This is a genomic window from Micromonospora sp. NPDC005305 (assembly GCF_040607315.1).
In the GTDB taxonomy this organism is placed as follows: Bacteria; Actinomycetota; Actinomycetes; order Mycobacteriales; family Micromonosporaceae; genus Micromonospora.
Window position 1 is genome coordinate 1 of sequence record NZ_JBEXGL010000003.1, and the last position, 20,048, is coordinate 20,048.

At 68.7% G+C, this 20,048-nt stretch carries 17 protein-coding genes and 1 pseudogene; 9 read left to right on the forward strand and 9 right to left on the reverse strand.

The window, feature by feature from the left end; translation table 11 throughout:
* Positions 1–350: 350 nt before the first annotated feature.
* Positions 351–1,142, reverse strand: coding sequence for a hypothetical protein (locus ABZS80_RS06020; RefSeq protein WP_355054683.1), 792 nt, complete (start codon positions 1,140–1,142; stop codon positions 351–353).
* 352 nt (positions 1,143–1,494) lie between these two features.
* Between ABZS80_RS06020 and ABZS80_RS06025 the strand changes: the two are divergent.
* Positions 1,495–1,770 (forward strand): annotated as a pseudogene (locus ABZS80_RS06025) (transposase); the annotation flags it as partial.
* 189 nt (positions 1,771–1,959) lie between these two features.
* Here the strand turns inward: ABZS80_RS06025 and ABZS80_RS06030 are convergent.
* From ABZS80_RS06030 to ABZS80_RS06040, 3 genes are all read right to left on the reverse strand, one after another.
* A complete protein-coding gene (locus ABZS80_RS06030; RefSeq protein WP_355055056.1) occupies positions 1,960–2,157 on the reverse strand; it encodes a hypothetical protein in 198 nt (65 codons plus the stop codon).
* A 400-nt stretch (positions 2,158–2,557) separates the two neighbouring features.
* Entirely contained in the window at positions 2,558–3,760 is a 1,203-nt protein-coding gene (locus ABZS80_RS06035; RefSeq protein ID WP_355054684.1) for an IS110 family transposase, read from the reverse strand.
* Between the two features lie 188 nt (positions 3,761–3,948).
* Entirely contained in the window at positions 3,949–4,989 is a 1,041-nt protein-coding gene (locus ABZS80_RS06040; protein ID WP_355054685.1) for an IS110 family transposase, read from the reverse strand.
* Positions 4,990–5,639: 650 nt separating this feature from the next.
* Between ABZS80_RS06040 and ABZS80_RS06045 the strand changes: the two genes are divergently transcribed.
* From ABZS80_RS06045 to ABZS80_RS06060, 4 genes are all read left to right on the forward strand, one after another.
* Positions 5,640–5,885, forward strand: a complete 246-nt coding sequence (locus ABZS80_RS06045) for a hypothetical protein (RefSeq protein WP_355055057.1) — start codon at positions 5,640–5,642, stop codon at positions 5,883–5,885.
* Positions 5,886–5,957: 72 nt separating this feature from the next.
* Positions 5,958–7,076: a tyrosine-type recombinase/integrase gene (locus ABZS80_RS06050; protein WP_355054686.1), complete on the forward strand. Its 1,119-nt coding sequence runs from the start codon at positions 5,958–5,960 to the stop codon at positions 7,074–7,076.
* Positions 7,073–7,408, forward strand: a complete 336-nt coding sequence (locus ABZS80_RS06055) for a helix-turn-helix transcriptional regulator (protein WP_355054687.1) — start codon at positions 7,073–7,075, stop codon at positions 7,406–7,408. The genes ABZS80_RS06050 and ABZS80_RS06055 overlap by 4 nt, the downstream gene beginning before the upstream one ends.
* On the forward strand, positions 7,405–9,810 hold the full coding sequence (locus ABZS80_RS06060; protein WP_355054688.1) for a hypothetical protein: 2,406 nt from the start codon (positions 7,405–7,407) through the stop codon (positions 9,808–9,810). The genes ABZS80_RS06055 and ABZS80_RS06060 overlap by 4 nt, the downstream gene beginning before the upstream one ends.
* Positions 9,811–10,127: 317 nt before the next feature.
* On the opposite strand, the gene ABZS80_RS06065 is transcribed toward ABZS80_RS06060, so the two are convergent.
* From ABZS80_RS06065 to ABZS80_RS06075, 3 genes are read right to left on the reverse strand one after another with little or no spacing between them, the layout of a single operon-like run.
* Complete coding sequence (locus tag ABZS80_RS06065) at positions 10,128–11,039, reverse strand: NADP-dependent oxidoreductase (protein WP_355054689.1); 912 nt, start codon at positions 11,037–11,039, stop codon at positions 10,128–10,130.
* A gap of 24 nt (positions 11,040–11,063) precedes the next feature.
* Positions 11,064–11,630, reverse strand: a complete 567-nt coding sequence (locus tag ABZS80_RS06070; RefSeq protein WP_355054690.1) for an NAD(P)H-dependent oxidoreductase — start codon at positions 11,628–11,630, stop codon at positions 11,064–11,066.
* Positions 11,627–12,157 carry a MarR family transcriptional regulator gene (locus ABZS80_RS06075; protein ID WP_355054691.1) on the reverse strand — a complete coding sequence of 177 codons (531 nt, stop codon included), beginning with the start codon at positions 12,155–12,157 and terminating at the stop codon, positions 11,627–11,629. Before ABZS80_RS06075 ends, ABZS80_RS06070 begins: the two co-directional genes overlap by 4 nt.
* 53 nt (positions 12,158–12,210) lie before the next feature.
* Here ABZS80_RS06075 and ABZS80_RS06080 point away from each other — a divergent pair, with 53 nt between their 5' ends.
* Both ABZS80_RS06080 and ABZS80_RS06085 read left to right on the forward strand, forming a co-directional pair.
* Positions 12,211–13,632, forward strand: coding sequence for an MDR family MFS transporter (locus ABZS80_RS06080; RefSeq protein ID WP_355054692.1), 1,422 nt, complete (start codon positions 12,211–12,213; stop codon positions 13,630–13,632).
* 336 nt (positions 13,633–13,968) lie between these two features.
* Entirely contained in the window at positions 13,969–14,820 is an 852-nt protein-coding gene (locus ABZS80_RS06085) for an ATP-dependent DNA ligase (protein ID WP_355055058.1), read from the forward strand.
* 98 nt (positions 14,821–14,918) lie between these two features.
* Here ABZS80_RS06085 and ABZS80_RS06090 read toward each other — a convergent pair whose 3' ends face one another.
* A complete protein-coding gene (locus ABZS80_RS06090) occupies positions 14,919–15,866 on the reverse strand; it encodes an endonuclease/exonuclease/phosphatase family protein (protein ID WP_355054693.1) in 948 nt (315 codons plus the stop codon).
* A gap of 253 nt (positions 15,867–16,119) precedes the next feature.
* On the opposite strand from ABZS80_RS06090, the gene ABZS80_RS06095 reads away from it, so the two are divergent.
* Positions 16,120–16,794, forward strand: coding sequence for an HNH endonuclease family protein (locus ABZS80_RS06095; RefSeq protein WP_355054694.1), 675 nt, complete (start codon positions 16,120–16,122; stop codon positions 16,792–16,794).
* Positions 16,795–16,942: 148 nt separating this feature from the next.
* Here the strand turns inward: ABZS80_RS06095 and ABZS80_RS06100 are convergent, their stop codons facing one another.
* Positions 16,943–17,893, reverse strand: a complete 951-nt coding sequence (locus tag ABZS80_RS06100; protein WP_355054695.1) for a DUF6745 domain-containing protein — start codon at positions 17,891–17,893, stop codon at positions 16,943–16,945.
* 214 nt (positions 17,894–18,107) lie between these two features.
* On the opposite strand from ABZS80_RS06100, the gene ABZS80_RS06105 reads away from it, so the two are divergent.
* Positions 18,108–19,955, forward strand: a complete 1,848-nt coding sequence (locus ABZS80_RS06105) for an Hsp70 family protein (protein ID WP_355054696.1) — start codon at positions 18,108–18,110, stop codon at positions 19,953–19,955.
* The last annotated feature ends 93 nt before the right edge of the window (positions 19,956–20,048 follow it).

The window sequence follows — 20,048 nt, forward strand, 5'->3', positions numbered from 1 at the left end:
CACGACGAGGCGACGACACCCGGACACCCTGCCCGCCCCGGCGGCCACCGTCACGCCGCCACACCGTCCACACGCGACCTTCTCAAACACGCACTTAGGGGCATCGTCGACGCCGCCCCGAGGCCGGGGCCAAGTCCCGCGGCTGCGGTTCGTTCGAGGGAAAAACTTGGTCATGTTCTTCTGTGACGTATCTCGGTGGAGTTCCGCTTCAACTCCCCAACCTGGGACGCCCGGCTAGTGCAGCGGAGCGGAGCCGGGGCGGTGGGTGTAACTTCGGAGAATGACTGGCGGTAGCCGCGCTGAAGCCGGAAGGCTGCCTGTAGGCAGCGTTGGGCACCTGCTGGTCAGGCTTATGGAAGAAACAACATCATAAGTAGGACGTATCCCCCAATCGCTAGTGTGGTCGCAGCGGCTTCAAACGGTCGAATTCCTCGTTGGTTCCCGTCGTCAGAGTGTGCAGTCCGTGCAAGGGACGTCAGCGTGCCGGCCAGCGTAAGGAAGATTCCTACGCCTATAACCCAATTGGCGGTCGCCCTCGTCGGATTGAATCCAACTCCAGCGAGGCGGAGCACCACGGCTAGCAGGACGGGGGCGCACCCAGCCACGGCGATGCAAACGGTGTATCTGTAGGCCTGCCTGCTACTTTTCAGCCACTGCGTCTTGATCCACTCCTTGTGTAGCTCAGGATCAGTAGGTCCGAGTGAAGTACTGTCCGCCAGTGCAAACGCAGTGAATATCACCCCGAAGAGGCCTCCAGCTGCGACGATTATCGCAAAAAGTGCCGCCGACGACGGTTGATAGAGTGCGGCGAGGACTTCAAATGCTCCAAGCGTAGACGCTACTGAAATAGCAACTGGTACTGCGATATACATTACCGCCGCGCCCAGGTTGGCTGTTGGAGCCTGTTCGGCTCCGATGGCTGCCATCCCAAGCGCCCCTAAAAGGCTTCCGAACATTGCGATGATTAGCAGGCCTGTCGCGAGGACTAGGTAAGTGCCGGGGTGGCTTGTGGTTGATGGAACAGTAAAGACGACGACAATAGCCGTTACGGAGAGCCCGCCGAAGGCACCTACGATCGGGGCATACCCGGCGGCTCCAGCACGAACGTCGTACCGACCTTCCACAGGAAACTTGCGGGCCATGGTGAGACGATATCGCCGCCGTCAATACACGGGTGACGCCGCACCAACACGCTCGGGGCATCGGCAGCACCCGCGGCCGTCCCGGGCTAAGACCAGCTACCCACGTTGACTGGCTTGGTCGCGGTGATGCGGCTTCGAGCTTGGCTTCGACGACAACCTGGGAGGTGAGGCGCAGCCGGAGTCGTTCGAGCAGTACCGACGGGAATGGGTCGCGGACGGTCGCCCCTGGCCGGAGGTTGCGTCCACTGGAGTGGTGTACGACTTGCCTGTAATGGGCGTGTTGCGTAGATGAGAGACGGCCATCGCGTCGATCCTTCAAGACGACCAAGTCAGAGAAGGAAGAGAGGACGCGATGGCCGCATCTGAGAGTGTGAACCCTGTTGACCTGCTGTGCGAGCAGATCGAGGGCGCGTCGCCGGACGTGTTGCAGGCGATGATCAAAACGTTCGCGCAGGCGGTGATGTCCCCCGAGGCGGACGCGATGTGCGGCGCCGGGTACGGGCAGCGCAGCGACGAGCGGGTGAACTCCCGCAACGGATACCGGCATCGGGAGTGGGACACCCGCGCCGGGACGATCGACTTGGCGATCCCGAAGCTGCGGCAAGGCTCGTACTTCCCGGACTGGCTGCTTCGCGCCCACTGCTACGACAGCGGGCGGGTGAAGGTCTCCCACCTCCACTCGATCGATAGCGCCTCGTGGCGCACGACGCCGTTCCACCAGCGCCGTACCACTTGCTGCACCCCGCGATCGTACATACGTTCGATCGCTCATGTCGGCTCGGATGGCGAGCGGGTCCTGCGCGCCCGTAGCGAAGGGTCACTCGCAGCGGTCCTCCGCGCCCCGGCCGTAGGGCTCGCAGCAGTCCCGGCGGTGCCGATACACCCGAAAATCACGTCCGCCCCGGCGCACGAACTCCGGCGTGACCTCGTACAGGCATGCCTGCCACACGACGGTCTCGCCGCCGCCGGACACCACCTGGCCGTCACCCGGCCCCCCGCGCAGCAGCACCTCCACCTCTCCGACCGTAGGTGATAGGCGAGGCCCGGGCCCGAACTCGACCGATCACCCCCGCCGCCTTTGGCGGGGTCGAGAAGGTGCGGTCCCCGCAGCGTGACGTTCACGCTGCGAGGACCGGGTGTCGGTGGCCTGCTGCCGGGGCTTGCTCCACCTGCACGTAGCCGTGGCCAGCAGCCTCAGGGGTGACCTCGCCGACCTGTTGAGGTTCACCGGCCCGCCAGAAGTTCGCCAGCCCAGGGCTTGGCATTGTGGAGAACTTCGGCTGCTGATGCTCCTGTAACGCAAGCGTGGCTGGTAGGACCCCTGCGAGGGCTGTGGATGACGGGGGTCGGATGCGTAGGGATTCCAAGATCAGTGGATAGATTTGTCGTGCGATGTATCGCTTCAGTTCCCTGAGTCAAGTCGTGGTGGTAAAGGCGTGGGCGGCGCGGTGCTGGGCGGGGTTGTAGGGCGTGTTGGTGTGCCAGCAGGCCCAGATGACGCGTAGCCATGCACGGGCGACGATGCGGACGGCGTGGGGGTTGCGTTTGCCGCGTGCTCGGGCGTCGGCGTAGAGCTTCGCGGCCCAGGGTGACTGTAGGCGGGCGTTGTGCGCGAAGGCGGTGATGGCGGTGCGGGCTCGGGTGTTGGCAGCCCAGCGGAAGTAGACCCCGCGGACCTTGCCGGATGCTTTGGTCACCGGTGTGGTGCCGCATTCCGCGGCGGCCTGCTCGGCGGTGTCGACGCGCATGAGGATCGGTCCGACCTCGGCGAGGAGTTGTGCCAGGTTGATCTGACCGACGCCGGGTAGGGCGGCGAGCAGTTGCGCTCGTGGGTGCACCGCGATGAGGTCCTTGATCAGCTTCTCGAGGTCGGCGATGGTGGCCTGCAGAGCTCGCAGCAACTGCACCTGGGCGTGGATCATCGCGGTGAGAGTGGTTGCGGGCAGGGCTGCCGGGGTTGTGGGTGCGCGGCGTAGCCGCTGCAGTAGCTCGACTGCTGTCTTGCCGCCTCGGTAGGAATTGCGGCGCAAGAAGCCAGCCATCCGGACCTCGCCCAAGCGGCGGGCGGCCTCCGGCGTGGGGTAGTCGGTGAGGAACGCCAGCGCGATGGGAGAGGCCAGGGACTGGAAGAGCTTGCGGGGTCCGGGCCAGTGCGCGTCCAGTAGTGCGGCGAGCTGGTTGGTGGCGGCGGTGCGGGCGCGGACGTGGTCTTCCCGTAGCCGGGTGAGACTTTGCAGTTCGCTCAACCCGTGGTCGGTCGGTTGCAGCCGGCGCAGCCGATGACCGTCAGTGCGGAGGTAGTCGGCGAGCTTGTAGCTGTCGCCGGGGTCGGACTTCGCGCCGGAGGCGCCCCAGCGGGGACGAGCAGCGTGAAACGCGGTGGGATGCACGGGGAAGACGGGATGCCCTGCGGCAAGCAGCCGATCGACGACAAGCCCGTCAGGGCGTTCGATGATCACCGGTAGTTCGGCGGGGTTGCCGTGGCGAGCGAGCCGGTCGAGTGCTGCGGTCAGGGCCTGTTCGGTGTGAGGTAGCGCCCACCGGTCAACAATTGCGCCTCGGTCGTCGAGCACAGTGATGTCATGGGTCGTGCTGGCCCAGTCCCAGCCGATAAACATCGTCGGTGTGTCCTTCGTCCTCCGCAGTTGGCTCCGGCGATGGCGAGGCCCCACCGTGCCGGATTCTCATTGTTCGGCCCTCGCTGGGGCGTGTCCCTAGACGCCGGTCCGGAGGCCTCGGCATGTCAGGGGCGGCCAAACTGAAACTGGCCGTCAAGCGGCGCGGCAACGAAGCCGTCCCCCGACACTCACCGAGGAGCCACGACCCCTTGGTGGAATCGCGGAACCGATACTCCCCCAATGAGGCATCGAGAGATGTCCTTGTTGCTCAGTCCTTGCTCCCGCCTGCGTTCGACGTAGGCCAGCGTCTGCGGGTGGTAGCGCATTCGGTTGACCGCGACGATGTAGAGGGCGCGGTTGGCCTGCCTGTCGCCGCCGCGGTTGAGTCGGTGTCGGTCGGTGCGGCCGGAACTGGCGGGGATGGGGGAGACTCCGCAGAGGGCGGCGAAGGCCCGTTCGTCCCGGATCCGTTCGGGGTTGTCGCCGGCGGTGATGAGTAGTTGGGCTGCGACCTCGGATCCGACGCCGGGCAGTTCGAGTAGCCGCGGTGCGGTCTGGCGGAGCAGCACCTGCAGGTCGACGTCGGCGGCGCGGATCTCCCGGTCCAGGTCGATGACGCGGCGTGCCAGCCGCCGGATCGCGGTCTTGGTCGCCGTGATCGGGTCGGCGATGTCCAGGCCCGGCCGTAGTGCGGCGGCGGTGATGATCAGTTCCGAGTTGCGCAGGTCTAGCAGGTGGGTGCGCAGCGGCTCCGGGGCGGTGCGGACCATGCCGACCAGGGCGTTGATGGCCGCGGTTCGCGACTTCACTGCGGAGGTGCGGGCGGTGCGGATGACTCGGATTGCCTCCACCTGTCCGTCTCGGTTCTTCGGCGTGGTGGTCGCGGTGCCTGCCAGGACCGCGCGGGCGGCGGCTTCGGCGTCGATCGGGTCGGACTTGCCGCGTTGGCGGCGCATCTTGCGGTTGGGTCGATCGACCTCGACGAGATGCACGCCTTGGGCGCGTAGGTAGCGGGCCAGGCCGACGCCGTAGCTGCCGGTGCCCTCGATCCCGATCGACCGCAGGGGACCGTGTTCGCTCATCCAGGCCAGCAGAGCCCGGTAGCCGGCCACCGTAGTGGGGAATTGGCGGTGGCCGAGCATCCGGCCGATCTCGTCGATGACAACGGCGGTGTGGGTGTCGGCGTGGGTGTCGACGCCGCCGATGACTTCGTACTGGTGCTCTGTCATGGTGGGGGTGCTGTCCTTCCAGGTGGCCAACCGGGGCAGCACGCACCGTCGGACGGACGGACAGCACGGTGATGGGACCTCTTGCACAGGCTCCTGTCAGGTCACACCCGTCCGTTCGGCGCGTGCACCCGGCGCGGCCGACAAATCAGACCGAAGGGCAGCCGTGGCGCCAGGTGGAAAACGAGTCAGACCAGCGCCGGGAGCACGACGATCATGGCCGACCGGGCGGGACGAAGCATCTCACCGTGGAAAACGCCCTGATCATGGTCAGATGTGCTAACAGCCCCGCGACCAGCAGTTGTGTCGGCGGCTTCCTGGGCTGGGCGCCGCATGGCTTTAACATCCCAGGTGCGCGCGACTGCGGTGGCAGCTAGCGGTGATGGGCCGGCCAGTCTGGCCCGAGGGACCCGGTTACGGGGTGAGGGATCCTCCCTCGTTGGAGGGCCACCACCGACCCGGCTGTGCAATGCGTCGGTCATTCGTTGTCGCGGATCTCCACCCCCGCATGCCCTCGTCTCTTCGACCATGACGTCAAGGGGGCGGAGAATGAGTGGCACTCGCGGCCGGCGTAGTGGGGCCTGGAGGTGATGCCGGCCCGCCCGCGGGGGAGCGCCGGGGAGGGGCCGGTGCTGCGTCGGCCGGTCGCGCCGATGCTCGCGGCGCCGGTGGACGTGGTGCCTGAGGGGCCGGGCCTGGTTCACGAGCCGAAGTGGGACGGGTGGCGGGCGGTCGCCTTCCGCGAGGCGGATGGGGTGTACCTGCAGTCGCGGGCCGGCCGGAACCTGACCACCTACTTCCCGAACCCTCGGGAATTGCATCGGATGGGCTCGTTCCATCGTGAGCTGCTAGCTCTGGAGCCTACCTGCGACCGATTACGCCCTCGGGCAGAGGGCTAGTGAGCTGGGCTTTTGGACTGTCGGTCCCGTCTGATGCATGATTCACCCGTCATACGAGCTCGGGGAGGGCGAGTGGGGCGGGCTAACCTCGCGGGTTCGGCGGGTCTGGAGCTGGTCGCCGGTGTGGTGCAGTTGCGGCCTCAGGAGGCGATGGTGGAGGCGATGCTGCGGGGCTGGCGGGCGCAGCAGACGGCGCGGGGGCTGCGGGAGGAGACGATCGCGCAGCGGGAGCATCTGGTCTGGGGTTTTTTGGCCTTCACGAATGAGTTTCCCTGGGCGTGGTCGGCCTCCCATGTGGATGAATGGTCGTTGTCGTTGACCAGCGAGAAGCATCTGCGGCCGTCGACGATCCGTAGCTACCATTGCCAGTTGCGGTTGTTCACCGAGTTCCTGACCGATGGCCGGTACGGCTGGGTAGCGGCGTGCCAGGAGGCGTTCGGAGCGCATCCTGTCCCGGTTTGCCATGAGTGGAACACGCTGTCGCATCTGGATGACTACGAGGGCGATCCCGAGGCGCGTGCTTTCACTCGTGAGGAGCTGCAGCGGTTCCTGGACTATGCCGATGATCAGGTCGGCCGGGCGGTTCGGGCCGGTCGCAAGGGGGCGTTGGCCGCGTATCGCGATGCCACCTTGTTCAAGGTGATCTACGGGTGGGGGCTGCGGCGTACCGAGACCGCGAAGCTGGACCTGCTGGACTGGGGCCGCAACCCGGCGGCTCCGGAGTTCGACCGGTTCGGGATGCTGCATGTGCGTTACGGCAAGGCCAAACGGGGTCAGCAGCCGCGCCGGCGCAACGTCGCCTCGGTGATGGGATGGGCGGTCGAGGCGGTGGCCGACTATGTGCACAACATCCGGCCGCGGTTCGGTTCAGAGGAGCACCCGGGCATGTGGGTCACTGAGCGGGGTGGCCGCATCAAGCCGGCCGAGATCAACGCCCGCTTCGGTGCCTACCGTGAGGCGTTGGGGATGTCGAAGGCACTGACGGTGCACTCGCTGCGCCACTCGTATGTGACGCACCTGACGGAGGACGGCGTGGACCGGCGATTCATTCAGCAGCAGGTTGGGCATGAACGCGACAGCTCAACAGCGGTGTATACCCACGTCAGCGACGACTTCATGAGTACGGCGTTGCGTAGGGCGCTGTCGCCGGCCTTCACCGGCGGCGGCATCGGAGCCGAGGAGGAACGTTGAGCGGCGCCAAGCTGGACTACCGGTGGCATCTACGTCAGGTGATGGCCAGCCGCGGCATGTTCTCCACCACCGACCTGCTCGGGCCCTTGGCCGAGCGGGGTATCCGGCTGTCTTCCAGTCAGGTCTACCGGCTGGTCGTCGAGCGGCCGGAGCGCTTGAGCTTGAAGGTCTTGATGGCGTTGCTGGACATCCTCGACTGCCGGATGGACGACCTGGTCGAGCCCGTCGCAGCCCAGGCAGCCGCTCGGCCACGCAAGGCGGCCGCCGCCGGGCAGGCGGGGGTCGGGGATCTGCGGCCCAAACGGGCCCGCATCACGGGTATCGAGAAGTGACCGCTGCGGACAGCGGAAACGAGCTTGGCCTGCTGCTGCCCGTCGTGGAGGCCATCACCCGGGTTGATCCCACGGTCGACCCCGCGCTGGTGGGCGCGACGGTCGCCGCGGTGGTGGGCGGCCACGCCGCCAAGCGCCGTCGGCTGGTGCAGGCGATCTCGGAGCGGCCGCAGGTGCTCGTCGACGGCCAATCACCGGCTCCTTCGGTCGTGGGCCAGCTCCTCCTGGCGTTACGCCAGGCGGGCCTGGCGCAGGTGTCGGCGCCCCGCTGCGCGGGCTGCGGCAAGGGCCTGGTGAGGAACATGTGGCGACGCGGCGGGCAATGGTACTGCTCGGTGTGCGGCGAGCGACGGGAGCCCTGTGCTTCCTGTGAGCGGATCACGAAGGCGCACAGCCGGGACCGGGACGGGCGAGCGCTGTGTGCCCGCTGCACGCCGGCAGACCGCGCCGCGTGCCTGCAGGCGGTCGCCGCGGCCGTCGCCACGGCGGACCCCGGCATACCCGCTCACCTGATCGAGGAAGCCGTGCATGCGTCGGCACCCAAGCCCCAGCAGCTGCGACGACTCGCCTGGGCCGTCACAGAACGTCCAGACCTGCTCACCGGATCAGGGCACGACGCTCCGACCCACACGGTGCTGCTGCTCATCGACCACCTCCGCGCACAGAGCGCTACCCGCATTCACCCGCCCGCCTGCCCCGGTTGCCGGCGCACTGTTGCGCTGGTCGAGTACCGCGACGGAGCGCGGGTCTGCCACACCTGCGCCGGCAAGTCCCGCGCAGTGGAATGCAGCCGCTGCGGCAAGGTTCGCGAACCGTCCGCCCGCGATCTGCAGGGACGTCCGCTGTGCCGGTACTGCAACGCGACCGACCCCGCGAACCTGAAGCCGTGCGTGCGCTGCGGCCGGCGCCGTCGTGTTCACGCCCGCACCGACGACGGGCCGGTCTGCGAGGCGTGCCGGACACCGCCACCGATGCAAGCGTGCTCCATCTGCGGCCGGCTCGCGCACTGCGAAACCTCGAAAGCCACTGGCTTGCCGTGGTGCGTGCCCTGCCGAAGCAGGCGGACGAGGTGCACCGGCTGCAGCCACGTCCGGCTCGTGCGCAGCGGCACGACCGACCGGCCGTTATGCGCTGCCTGCACCCGGGCCGAACCTGGGTTCTGGCTGTGCTGTCCCCGCTGCGGCGTCTCCGGCCAGCTCACGGCCGCCGTGTGCAAGCGCTGCACGCTCAGCGACCGGCTTGACCAGCTCCTGGCCGACCACACCGGCGCGATCCCCGCCCCGATGCAGGTACTACGTGACTTCCTCGTGGCCGGCGACCGGCCCCAGAACGTGTCGGCCTGGCTGCATCGCCAGCCCCGTGCCCGCTCCCTGCTGTCCGACCTCGCCACCGGCCGCATCCCGCTCACTCACGACACCTTCGACGCGCTGGAGCCCGACAAAGCCGGGCGGTACCTGCGAGAACTACTCGTCGGCGCGGGAGTGCTGCCGCCCCGCGACGAGCTCCTGGCCCGGCTGGAACGGTGGCTGCACGCCACCATCGACGCCATCCCCGACCCGGCCCAGCGGCACCTCGTGCAGCAATACACGGTATGGCACCTGCTCAGACGGCTCCGCCGTCGCGTCGCCGGCACCCCCGCCAACACCAACCAGTGCGGCGCGGTGCGGGACCAGACCCGCGCTGTCATCAGCTTCCTCGACCTGCTCAGCGACAACCACCTGACCTTGGCCACCTGCACCCACACCCACGTCGACCGGTGGCTCGCCGGCGGACAGATCCGCAACAGCAAGGCAGTCGGCGCCTTCCTCCGCTGGGCGAACGCCAACAAGCTGACAACGGTCTATCTACCCGTTCAGCAATGGGGTGGGCCAGGTGCACCCATCGACGGCGACGGCCGGTGGCAGGTCGCCCGCCAACTTCTTCACGACCACACCATCGACCTGGCCGACCGCGTCGCCGGGCTGCTCGTGGTCCTCTACGCCCAGAACGCCGCCGACGTCAGCCGACTCACCCTCGGCCAAGTGCAGATCACCGGCGACAGCGTGCGGATACGACTCGGCGACCGACCCATCGAGATACCCGAACCGCTCGCCGCGCTGACCCGCGAACTCGTCACCGCCAGAACCTGCTCCCACACCCACCTAGGCAGCCAGACGTGGCTGTTCCCCGGCCGGCTCGCCGGACGCCCCATCACCGACGGCGCGCTGCGTGACCGCCTGGCGCGGATCGGCATTCACGTCACGGAAGCACGGACCGCGGCACTGTTCCATCTCGCCATCGAACTGCCCGCTGCGATCCTGGCACGCGTACTCGGCATCGACATCAAAGGCGCGGTCAGATGGCAACGAGCCTGCGCCGGAGACTGGGCCACCTACGCGGCCGACGTCAGCCGCCGACGCTGACCACGGAAACGCCGAGGTCAATGCGATGCCGCCTGGCGCCACACCTCGATCGAGGACAGGACCAGCAGCCAGTACCGGCACCAAGATCGGGGCTGAGCCTGGCAGGCCCTGTTGATCGAGTAGTCGGAATTCACCTCATCATCGCCGCCAGGGTGACGCCCTGTCACGGTCCGAGACCTGGGCTGCCTGTACCGAGCATCCGCAAGTAGCCGAGAATGAGTGCGCGCCGGGCCCCACATGATCAGGCCACGCGTCTGACCCGGCTGAACAGACCATGCGCCCTCCCACGTCGAACCCGGCGAAGGGTCAGTGACAGGTCACGGCATCGTCAGGACGACTTTGCCGCGGACGTGTCCGGTCTGGACCTCGCGATGCGCGTGGTGGGCTTCGGTCAGGGGGAACGTCGCGTGGATCGGGAGCTGCAGGCTGCCGTGCTCGTACAGCGTGACCAGTTCGCGCAGGGCCGCGGTCGACCGGCCGCCGACGCGTTGAATCCCGTGCGCTTTCGCGGCTTCGGCATCAACGAGGGTGCCGATCCGGTGGCGATCCGGCACGAGAGCAAGGGATACGGTGATCGCTTCGCCGCCGATGGCATCGAGCGCGGCGTCGATTGCGCCCGGCGCGAGTGCGTGAACCCGTTCGAGGAGGCCGTCTCCGTAGACGACCGGTGTAGCACCGAGCGAGCGGAGATAGTCGTGGTTGCGTTCGCTGGCGGTGCCGATGACCTTGGCACCCCAGCGGTGGGCCAGTTGTATGGCGATGGTGCCGACTCCGCCGGCGGCGGCGTGGATCAGTACGGTGTCGCCGGCACGGACGGCGATCTGCCGCAGCGCCGTGTGCGCGGTCTGGCCGACGGCGGGAAGACCGGCGGCCACGGTCCACGGCATCATGGCGGGCTTGCGTACCACGTCTGCGGCGTCAGCGACGACGTATTCGGCGTAGCACTGGCCGGTCGCCGACCCGAGGACCTGGTCGCCGGCCGCGAAGCCGGTCACCTCGTCGCCGATCTGGTCGATGATGCCGGCGTACTCGTTGCCGATGCGGGACGGAAAGTCGACGGGCATGACGCTTGCGAAGTCGCCGCGGCGGAGTTTGGCGTCGACCGGATTGACACCGGCGGCCTTGACCCGGATGCGGACCTGGCGAGCCTCGGCTGTGGGCGGGTCGATGTCGATGGGGTGCAGGACTCCCGGGTCGCCGTATTCGGCGAAGACGATCGCGATAGCCATGGGAATGCTCCTGGATTGTGCCGGTCAGGCGGGATACGGCTGTGCTGCGCGGGCGGTGTGCAACGCCCTTGCCCACCAGGCGAGCTGGCGCAGCAGTGTGGCCGCGGCGGTGTTGGCGGCATGCGGGTCATGGAGCCTTCCGTCGCTCTCGAACTGGCCGTGGGCCATGTGGAAGCTGACGGTGTCGCGGATGCCGACCGCGTGCAGCTCGGCGAAGACCTGCCGGAGCTGCTCGACGGCGCGCAGCCCGCCGGCGAGGCCGCCGTAGGAGACGAACCCGACTGGCTTGGCTTGCCATTCGGCGCGGACGGCGTCGATCGCGCGTTTGAGCGCCGCCGGATAGCCGTGGTTGTACTCGGGTGTCACGATGACGAATGCGTCGGCGGCGTCGATCCGGGCGGTGTACGCCGCGGCATGTGGGCTGTGTTCGAGACTGTCGGGCAGCTGGAGGTCGTACAGGTCGATGACGTCGAGCTTCAGGTCGTCGTGCTGCTGTGCCCGAGTGACGAACCAGCGGCCGACGGTTTCGCCGAACCGTCCGGTCCGGGTGCTGGCGATGATGACCGCGAGCTGCAGCGGCATGTCGCTCATCGGCTGGTCTCCTCCGGATCGTCTGAGGCCGGCGAGGCCGAGTAGGGTCCGCTGGCTGGCGGCAGCCCCTGCCGGATGTCGGTGAACAGTTGGGCAAGGTCGGCGCGCTGTTGGGCGGTGAGCCCGCCGAAGGCCATCCGCTCTAGGTCGGACCAGATCTCGCGGATACGTGGACACAGCCGCCGGCCCTTGCTCGTCAGGCTGACGACCATCGACCGCTTGTCGGTCTGCGACGGTGTCCGCGTGATCAGGTCGGCGCGCTCCATCGCCTGGAGGGTGTTGGTGACGGTGGACCGATCGCGGCCGAGGAAGTAGACGATCTCCGACTGCGGTGTGCGCCCATGCTCCTGCAGGAACAGCACGACCAGCTCTTGCGGGGCGACCAGGTCGATCTGCTGCAGCATCGCGGTCGCGATCGCGGCGTGGGCTCGCACGAGCTGCAGCATGAGCGAGCTCAACGGCGCCTCGGCCACGCTGACGCCGACGTGCGCTGGCCGGGTGCCGACTGCGCCGGGTTCCGTGGTCATGATCTCACCTCATCCAACTTGTTGGCATGCCAGCAAATTAACATACTGCTGGCATGCCAACAAAATCTGACGGGTCCGCCGACACGCAGCCGACCAACGACCGGCTCGACCCGGCGCTGCTCCGTATCGCCGGGATCGTCCTGCTCGGCGCGGTCGCCGCGCTGCTGGACACGACCGTGGTCACCGTGGCGCTGGATCAGCTGGGCGAGGCGTTCTCAGCGCCGGTCTCCACCGTGCAGTGGGTGTCCACGGCGTACCTGCTGGCGATGGCGCTGGTCATCCCGCTCACCGGATGGTGCGTCGACCGCTTCGGTTCCCGCCGGACGTGGCTGGCTGTGCTGGCGCTGTTCCTGGCCGGCTCTGTGTTGTGCGGCGTCGCCTGGTCGGCGCCGAGCTTGATCGCCTTCCGCGTGGTGCAGGGCTTGGGCGCGGGCATGATCCTGCCGCTGACCCAGCTCATCCTGGCGCGGGCCGCCGGCGCACAGCGGTTCGGCCGAGTCATGGCGCTGGTCGCCGTCCCCGGTAACCTCATCCCCATTGTCGGACCGGTGCTCGGCGGGCTGCTGCTCGACGGTGTGTCCTGGCGATGGATCTTCCTGATCAACGTGCCCGTGTGCGTACCCGCCCTCATGCTGGCCTGGCGGGCGCTGCCCGCCGACCCCGTCGACAGCGGCAGGCACCCGCTCGACGTGCTCGGCATCGCGCTGCTGTCACCGGCCGTGCTCGCCCTGGTCTACGGCCTCGCACAAGCCGGCGAGCAGTCCAGCTTCCTCACCGCCGACACGGCGGTCCCGGTCGCGATCGGCCTCGGGCTGCTCGCGGCGTTCTCCGCGCACGCCCTGCGCGCCAAAGCGCCCATCATCGACCTGCGTCTGTTCCGATTTCGGTCGTTCCGCGCGTCCGCGGTATTGATGGTGCTGACCGGCGCGGCGCTCTACGGCCCGATGCTCCTGCTACCCCTCTACTACCAGCAGGCCCGCGGATTCGACGCGTTCACCACCGGCCTCGTGCTCGCCCCGCAAGGCATCGGCACTGCCGTCGCGCTGCCCATCGTGGGCCGGCTGGCCGACCGCCTCGGCCCCAGACCCCTGGTGGCCGCCGGTGCGCTGATCACCACCGCCGGAACCCTCCCCTACACGCTGCTGCCCAACGACCCGAACGACATCATCCTCAGCGCGTCGTTGCTCTTGCGCGGCATCGGCATGGCAGCCGTCGGCATCCCCGCGATGGCAGCCGCCTACCAACAACTCCCGCACACCGCGATCCCACAAGCCACCACCATGGTGAACGTCATCCAGCGCATCGGCGCATCCCTGGGAATCGCCGTGATTGCCGTCATCCTCCAACAACAGGTAAACCATGACCCGGGCGGCGTCCACCCCTACGCGAGCACCTTCTGGTGGATGGTCGGATTCGCGCTTCTGCTGCTGCCCTGCGCCTCCCTCCTGCCCGCACGAAAGCGGATACAGCCGTAGCGCGAAGCGATGCACCAGCATCGGTGCCGTCAGGCACGAGGGCGGATCTGCATCTCCCCATGGCCTTTGCCGGTCTCCTGGCAGGACCGAAGAGAGACAACGCGCACATCTACCGCTGACCGGGCGCCCAGGGGGCAGTGCGCCGCTGAACTACATGTCACGCGAGAACTGGCTCCATGCGATTCACGATCAGGAGCCCCCTGGGCTCGCGACCACACGCGGCTTGCCTCGGTACCTCCACGACTACGCCGCCTCGACACACCTCTTCGTCGAGCATTCCAGGCGTCACGAAGGCCAGCATTCGGACAGTTCTGATATCCCACATCGCCGGCAGACATCACCCGCGCGATCCAGGCGGCCATCCCACCGGGCGTCGTGCTCGACGGCGAACTGATCGTCTGGGAACGAGGCCGCACCAACTTCGCCCAGCTGCAGCGCCGCGTCACCGCCGGCCGAGCCCTCCTACGCCTGGCCCGCGAATGCCCCGCCCACTACGTGCTGTTCGACCTGCTCGCCGATGCCGACGGCAGGGTGATCCTGGACCTGCCGCTGTCGGAGCGTCGGGCCCGGCTGGAGCGGCTGCTTGCCGACGCGCCGGCGCAGCTCACCCTGACCCCGCAGACGGCCGACATGCGGCAGGTGTCGGACTGGCTGCTGCACTGGACCGTCGCGGCGGGCATCGAAGGCGTGGTCAGCAAGCGGCTGGCCGGCCGGTACGAGCCCGGCCGCCGCGGCTGGTCAAAGTTCCGCACCCGCATCGTCACGGACGCCATCGTCGGCGGGGTTACCGGCACCCTCCGCAACCCGGAAACCGTGCTGCTCGGCAGGCTCGACAGGCGGGGACGACTGCGCTACACCGGCCGCTCCCACCCGCTGACCACCGTCCAGGCCAGGGAGCTGGCGGCGCTGCTCACACCACCGCGCATGCCACGCCCCGGCATGATCGCCCACCCGTGGCCGCAGCCGCTGCCCGCATCCTGGTCCGGCCAGTTGGACCGGCCCGAGCCCTTGCCGTATATGCAGGTCGACCCAGTTGTGGTGGCCGAGATCGACGCCGACGTCGCGTTCGAGCACCAACGGTGGCGCCACCGGGTCCGCTACGCGCGGACCCGGCCGGACACGTCGATCTCCGACGTGCCGCTACTCCTCGGCGAGGGCGACGACCCCTTCGGGATACCAGCCGGCTGACAGGCGCGAACCCGCGGAGGTGGTACCGAGTGCCGTGCAGGTGGCTGCGGGCCTCGGATCTGCGTCATGTGGAAGGCGCGCATCGCCCCAGCAACGCGCTACAGAGCGCTGAAGCGAGCGACGACCGGGGCGTGATCCGGCACAATGACCGCCTCCCGGCTGCGGGTGGAGGCGCCGATCGAGGTGATGTCGTCAACGAGCGAGTCGATGCTGACAAGGCGCAGCTGGAGATCGCGAGTGGCCAGGATGTGGTCGATGAGCTCGCCGCGGCCTTGGTAGATGCGGGAGTAGGCGCGGGCTGGAGGCAGGCGTCGGCCGAGGTTGTACAGCCGGACCGCGTCGCCCTTGTCCGGGCGGTGAACGTCGCCGTCCGCGGGGCCCTCCAGCAGCACCGTGGTGACGGCGTCAGGTCCGTCGTTGAGGTCGCCGCACAGGATTGTCGGCATGCCCGGCTGCCCGTCGACGGCGGCCGCGGCAAGGACGTCGTTGAGGTGTACGCGCAGCGCGACGGCCTCGGCGGTGCGGCGTAGCAGGGCGTAGCCGGCGCCGCGGGCGCGTTCGTCTTCGGTGCGGGGGTAGCGCCGCCCGCCGGGGTAGGTGAGCAGCTTGCTCTTGAGGTGGGCGGTCAGCAGCCGTAACCCGGGGCCGCCGCAGTCGACGTGCACCTGGACCGCCCCGCGACCGAGGTGAATGAGGGTTCCGCCGTCGACGTCGGGGACCGCCGGTAGCCCCGGCTGTGGCAGCGCGACGATTTGCGCTTCGTCGGTCAGGGTGTGGCGGGCGAGGACAGCCACGCGGATGCCACGGCTGTCCGGGTGGGAGGACACCACCGCCTGCCAGGGCTCGCCGAGGGCTGCCCGGAGGTCCTCAACAGCGCCCAGCGAGCCGATCTCCTGGAGGGCGACCACGGCAGCGCCGGTGCCGGAGATGAGCCCAGCGAGATAGGCGAGCTTCGCGGCGTACGTTTCTGCCGCCGACGTGTCGGTGTCGTCGGGGCGGAACAGGTTCTCCACGTTCCACGTCATGACGACCAGGTCGTCGGCCACCGTCGCTCCCAGCGTGCGCTACCAGCCTGAGAGTCGCACTCTAAGACGCCGCTGGAGCCACGATCGCCGCTGCGTCGCCATGTCGACAGCCGCAAGCAACAACAGGCACGCCTGCCCGGTCACTAGGGCGGCGCAGGGAGGCTGGTCCGGGCCAGTATTCGCAGAAGCCTCTTTCCCCCTTCACAAAGGCGACCTTCGATGGACATGCTCGGCCGAGATGGTCGCTGTTCATCGCGCTGCCGAGGAGGCCTTCATGCCAGTCACCCGACAGTCCCCCCGAACCTCACTACGGCGGCGAGCCTTTACCGCCGTAGCCACCGTGGCCCTGGCCGGCGCCTACCTACTCGCCGTGGACGCTGCGCCAGCGCTCGCGACGCCTCCCGGCATCCCGTCCAAGTCGACCGCCCAGTCGCAGCTCAACGCCCTCACCGTCAAGTCCGAGGGCTCGACGAGCGGGTACTCCCGGGACCTGTTCCCCCACTGGATCACCATCAGCGGCACCTGCAACACCCGCGAGACCGTCCTCAAACGCGACGGCACCTCCGTCGTCACCGACAGCAGCTGCGCCGCCGTGTCCGGCCGCTGGTACAGCCCATACGACGGCGCAACCTGGACGGCCGCCTCCGACGTCGACATCGACCACGTCGTACCCCTCGCCGAGGCCTGGCGCTCAGGTGCCAGCGGATGGACCACCAGCCGGCGGCAGAGCTTCGCCAACGACCTCAGCCACCCGCAGCTGATCGCCGTCACCGACAACGTCAACCAGGCCAAGGGCGACCAGGACCCCTCCACCTGGCAGCCGCCCCTGTCGTCCTACCGGTGCACCTACAGCAAAATGTGGATCACCGTGAAGTACACCTGGGGTCTGACCCTGCAGTCGACCGAGAAATCCGCCCTGCAGAGCATGCTCAACACCTGCGCCTCCTGACCCTGCCCCCGGCTGATCCAGCAGCCGTGCGCGACGTGGCGCGGGCGGCCAGGCCCGGTGCGAGAGCCTGACCGCCCCGTCGTCCCCGCACGTCCCCGGCCAGCAGAGATATCGGGGCGCGAGCGGCTCGCCCGTCTGCGACCGCTGGTCACGGTGGCGGAAGGACGTTGCCGTCACGGGCCCACGTCTGGGTGCCGTCGAGCCAGACAACCGCCGGCTCGCCGTCGCCGTGCAACTGGCCCTGCCCATTAACCCGCAGGAACGTGGGGCGTTCGCTCATAACCGCGACGTCGGCGAACGGCCACCACGGTCCTGCCGCCAGAGCCACCTCCCTGCACGCTTCCCACGCGGAGTCAGAAGCGATTCCGAGCAGCGCTCGGTAGACGTCGATGGCGGCGAGAAGAAGCCAGTCGGGATAGAAGTTCCACGCTGGTTCGAAAAACCAGTCCCGCGGGTTCAGGCAGTACCGGACGACGGCATGTCCCTCGTCGTCCTGGTCCACAATGCTGCTCCCGGTGTCCCAGAACCTGGCGGGCACCAGCGTGTAGCTCGCGGTGATGTTGCGGTCGATGCTCGCCCAGATCGGGGAATGCACCAGGTCGTACACCTGCCGCACCGCGTGCAGCACCGGCGCGAGCGCGGCGCCTTCGAGTTCGGTGACCGGGTTGCAGCGGTAGGGGTACTCCATGAGGTCGTAGCGGGCTTCGACGCCGTCGTAGCGCTGTTCGCCGTAGTAGCCCGTCCACTCCATGAACTGGTGGAAGTCCCCGTGGGCGGTGAACCGGTCGAGTTCGCTGGTCTGCTCCCAGATCGGCGCCCGCGCTGCGGCAAGGGAGCGGTTGAGGTTGTCGCGCCGCACCGACCTGACCAGCGACCGGTGTCCGTCGCCGATGACACGGTGCAGCTGTTCCATGGCGGCGGGGGGAGAGGGGCACCAGAGGAATCGGGAGGGTTCGGGGTGCCCCGCCGCCTGGTAGGCCAGACGGACGGCGGCTTCGGCACGCGCGTGGTCGGCGGGTTCGCAGGACAGCGCCGCCTGTGTCCACCTGTTGGCGACGGCTTGTGCTTGTGCGGACATCGGGCTGGTGGGTGGCTTCATGATTTCCTCCGACGAGGATCGTGTGGACAGGTTGATATCGACGGTGGGCTATCGGGTCAAGTTGTGGGCGGTCCCGCATTGTTCGGGTCAGCTCGGCTAGCTGCTGTGCACCTACGCTGGCGGCTCCGGCGGTCCGCCCCCTGAGTCCCCGGTTTGATGGCTGTGAGTAGTTCGTGGGTGACGTGAATGTGATCGTCATGTTTGACTGAGGTCTATGGGTACGGGGGAGGCTCGCCTGGCGATCGACTGCGGTATCGCCAGCACAGCCGCGGTGCTGGCGTGGCCGGACGGCACTTGGCTGCCGCTGATGTTCGACGGCGAACCAGCCCTGCCGAGTGCCGTGCTGGTCGGCGGGGACGGCGACGTGCTGACCGGCCACCAGGCATGGCAGGCCGCTGCCGCGGATCCGCAGCGGTTCATCCCCGCCCCACGGCGGTCATCCGAGCAGCAGCTCGCCGTTGCCGGCGCGGATGTCGACACCTTGGACCTGGTCGCCGCGACGCTACGTCGGGTCACCGCCGAGGCGCAGCGGGCCGTCGGGTCGGTGGTGGAGGACGTGCGGCTGGTGGTGCCGGCCGGATGGGGGCCGCGGCGGCGGACGTGGATGCGCCACGCCGCGCACCGGGCGGGCCTGCCCCAACCCCGCCTGATCGAAGCCCCCGTGGCCGTTGCCGGACACTTGCTGGCGACCGGGGTCCAGCTGCCGGTGGGGTCGTACATCGTGGTGTGCGACGTCGGCGCCGGCGCCGAGGTCAGCGTCCTGCGGCGCGGGCCGGCCGGGTTCGAGGTCCTCGCTACCCTCGCCGACGCCAGCGCGGGTGGGACAGCGATCGACGAAACCCTCACCGCCATGTTCGCCGACACCAGCCCGGCAGGTGGCGACGGGCAGCGGTGGGCCCTGCTGGCCAGCGTCGGCGCCGCGAAGCATGCCCTGGCCGACCGTGTCGCGGTGACGGTGCCGCTGCCCCAGGGCCAGGCCGCGGTGCTCAACACCGACCTCCTCGAGCAAGCCGCCCATCCTGTCCTGCAGCGCGTCGCTCAGCTGGCGACAGAGGCGATCGCCGCCGCCGAGATCGCGGTCAACGACCTTGCCGGCGTCTACTGCGTCGGCGGAGTCGCCCGGATGCACCTGCTGGAAAAAGTCCTCACCGAGACCGTCGGTGTCACCCCGACCGTGGTGGCGGACCCCGCCACGGCGGCCGTCCGGGGAGCCGCCGACGCGGGCGCCGCTGACGCCACAGCGGCCGCAGGGCTGCCGGCGGAGGAGCCAGTGCCACCCCTGCGACGGGCCGCCGCGATCGCGGTACCCGGCTTCATGTCGCTCGGCCTGGTCTCCCAGTTCCTGCTGACTCCCGAATGGAACGGAAGCTACCTCTACAAGTGGGCGCTGCTGAACTGGGGTGAACTGGCCGTGGCCGCCGTGTTCGCGGTGATCGCCAGCCTCGGCGCCGGTACCGTCCTCGCCTCCACGATCGCCGCCCGCACCAACCCGGCGGTGAGCCCTGGCTCCCAGACCGGCACGGGCATCCTGGCGTCGGCGTCCCTCGGCGTCGCGGTCAGCGGCATGTACGCCGTCGTCGGCAGCCTCTACATCGGCGACCCCGCCGGCGGATTCCTGCGCTGGGCGCTGCTGCCGATCGCCCCGATCGTCGCCGCGGCCGCGGTGATGGCCCTCGTCGCCGCCCGACAGTGGCGCACCCCACCCGGCGGCTGGTCGCAGCTACTCGCGTTCCCGACCGGCTCCGTGGTCACCGCCGGGCTGGGGATGATGCTCATCCAGTACTCCCTGACCGCGGACCGCTGGCCCCACATGGTCCTGTGGATCGACCTCGCCAGTCGCCTCGGCGGCCTGCTCCTCGGTGTCGGAACCGTCATGGCCGTCGTCTCCCAGCCCATCCTGCGGCTGATCCTCGGCGCACCCCTCGCCGTCATCACCGCCGCGTTGGTCGGGTGGCCTGCCTCCGGAATCCTCGGGGCGATCTACGCGATCGCCGTGGCCGCATGGTGGCTGCGCCAGCTGTGGACCCGCCTCCTTCGCCCCGCAGCGCCCGCAGTTCGATGAGCGGCGGGCCGAGGCGCGGACAACCGCGCCCAGCAGAGGTCAGCTCCTTCAGGAGGTGGGTGAGGTGAGGTGGCCGCGAAGGGTCACATCCCT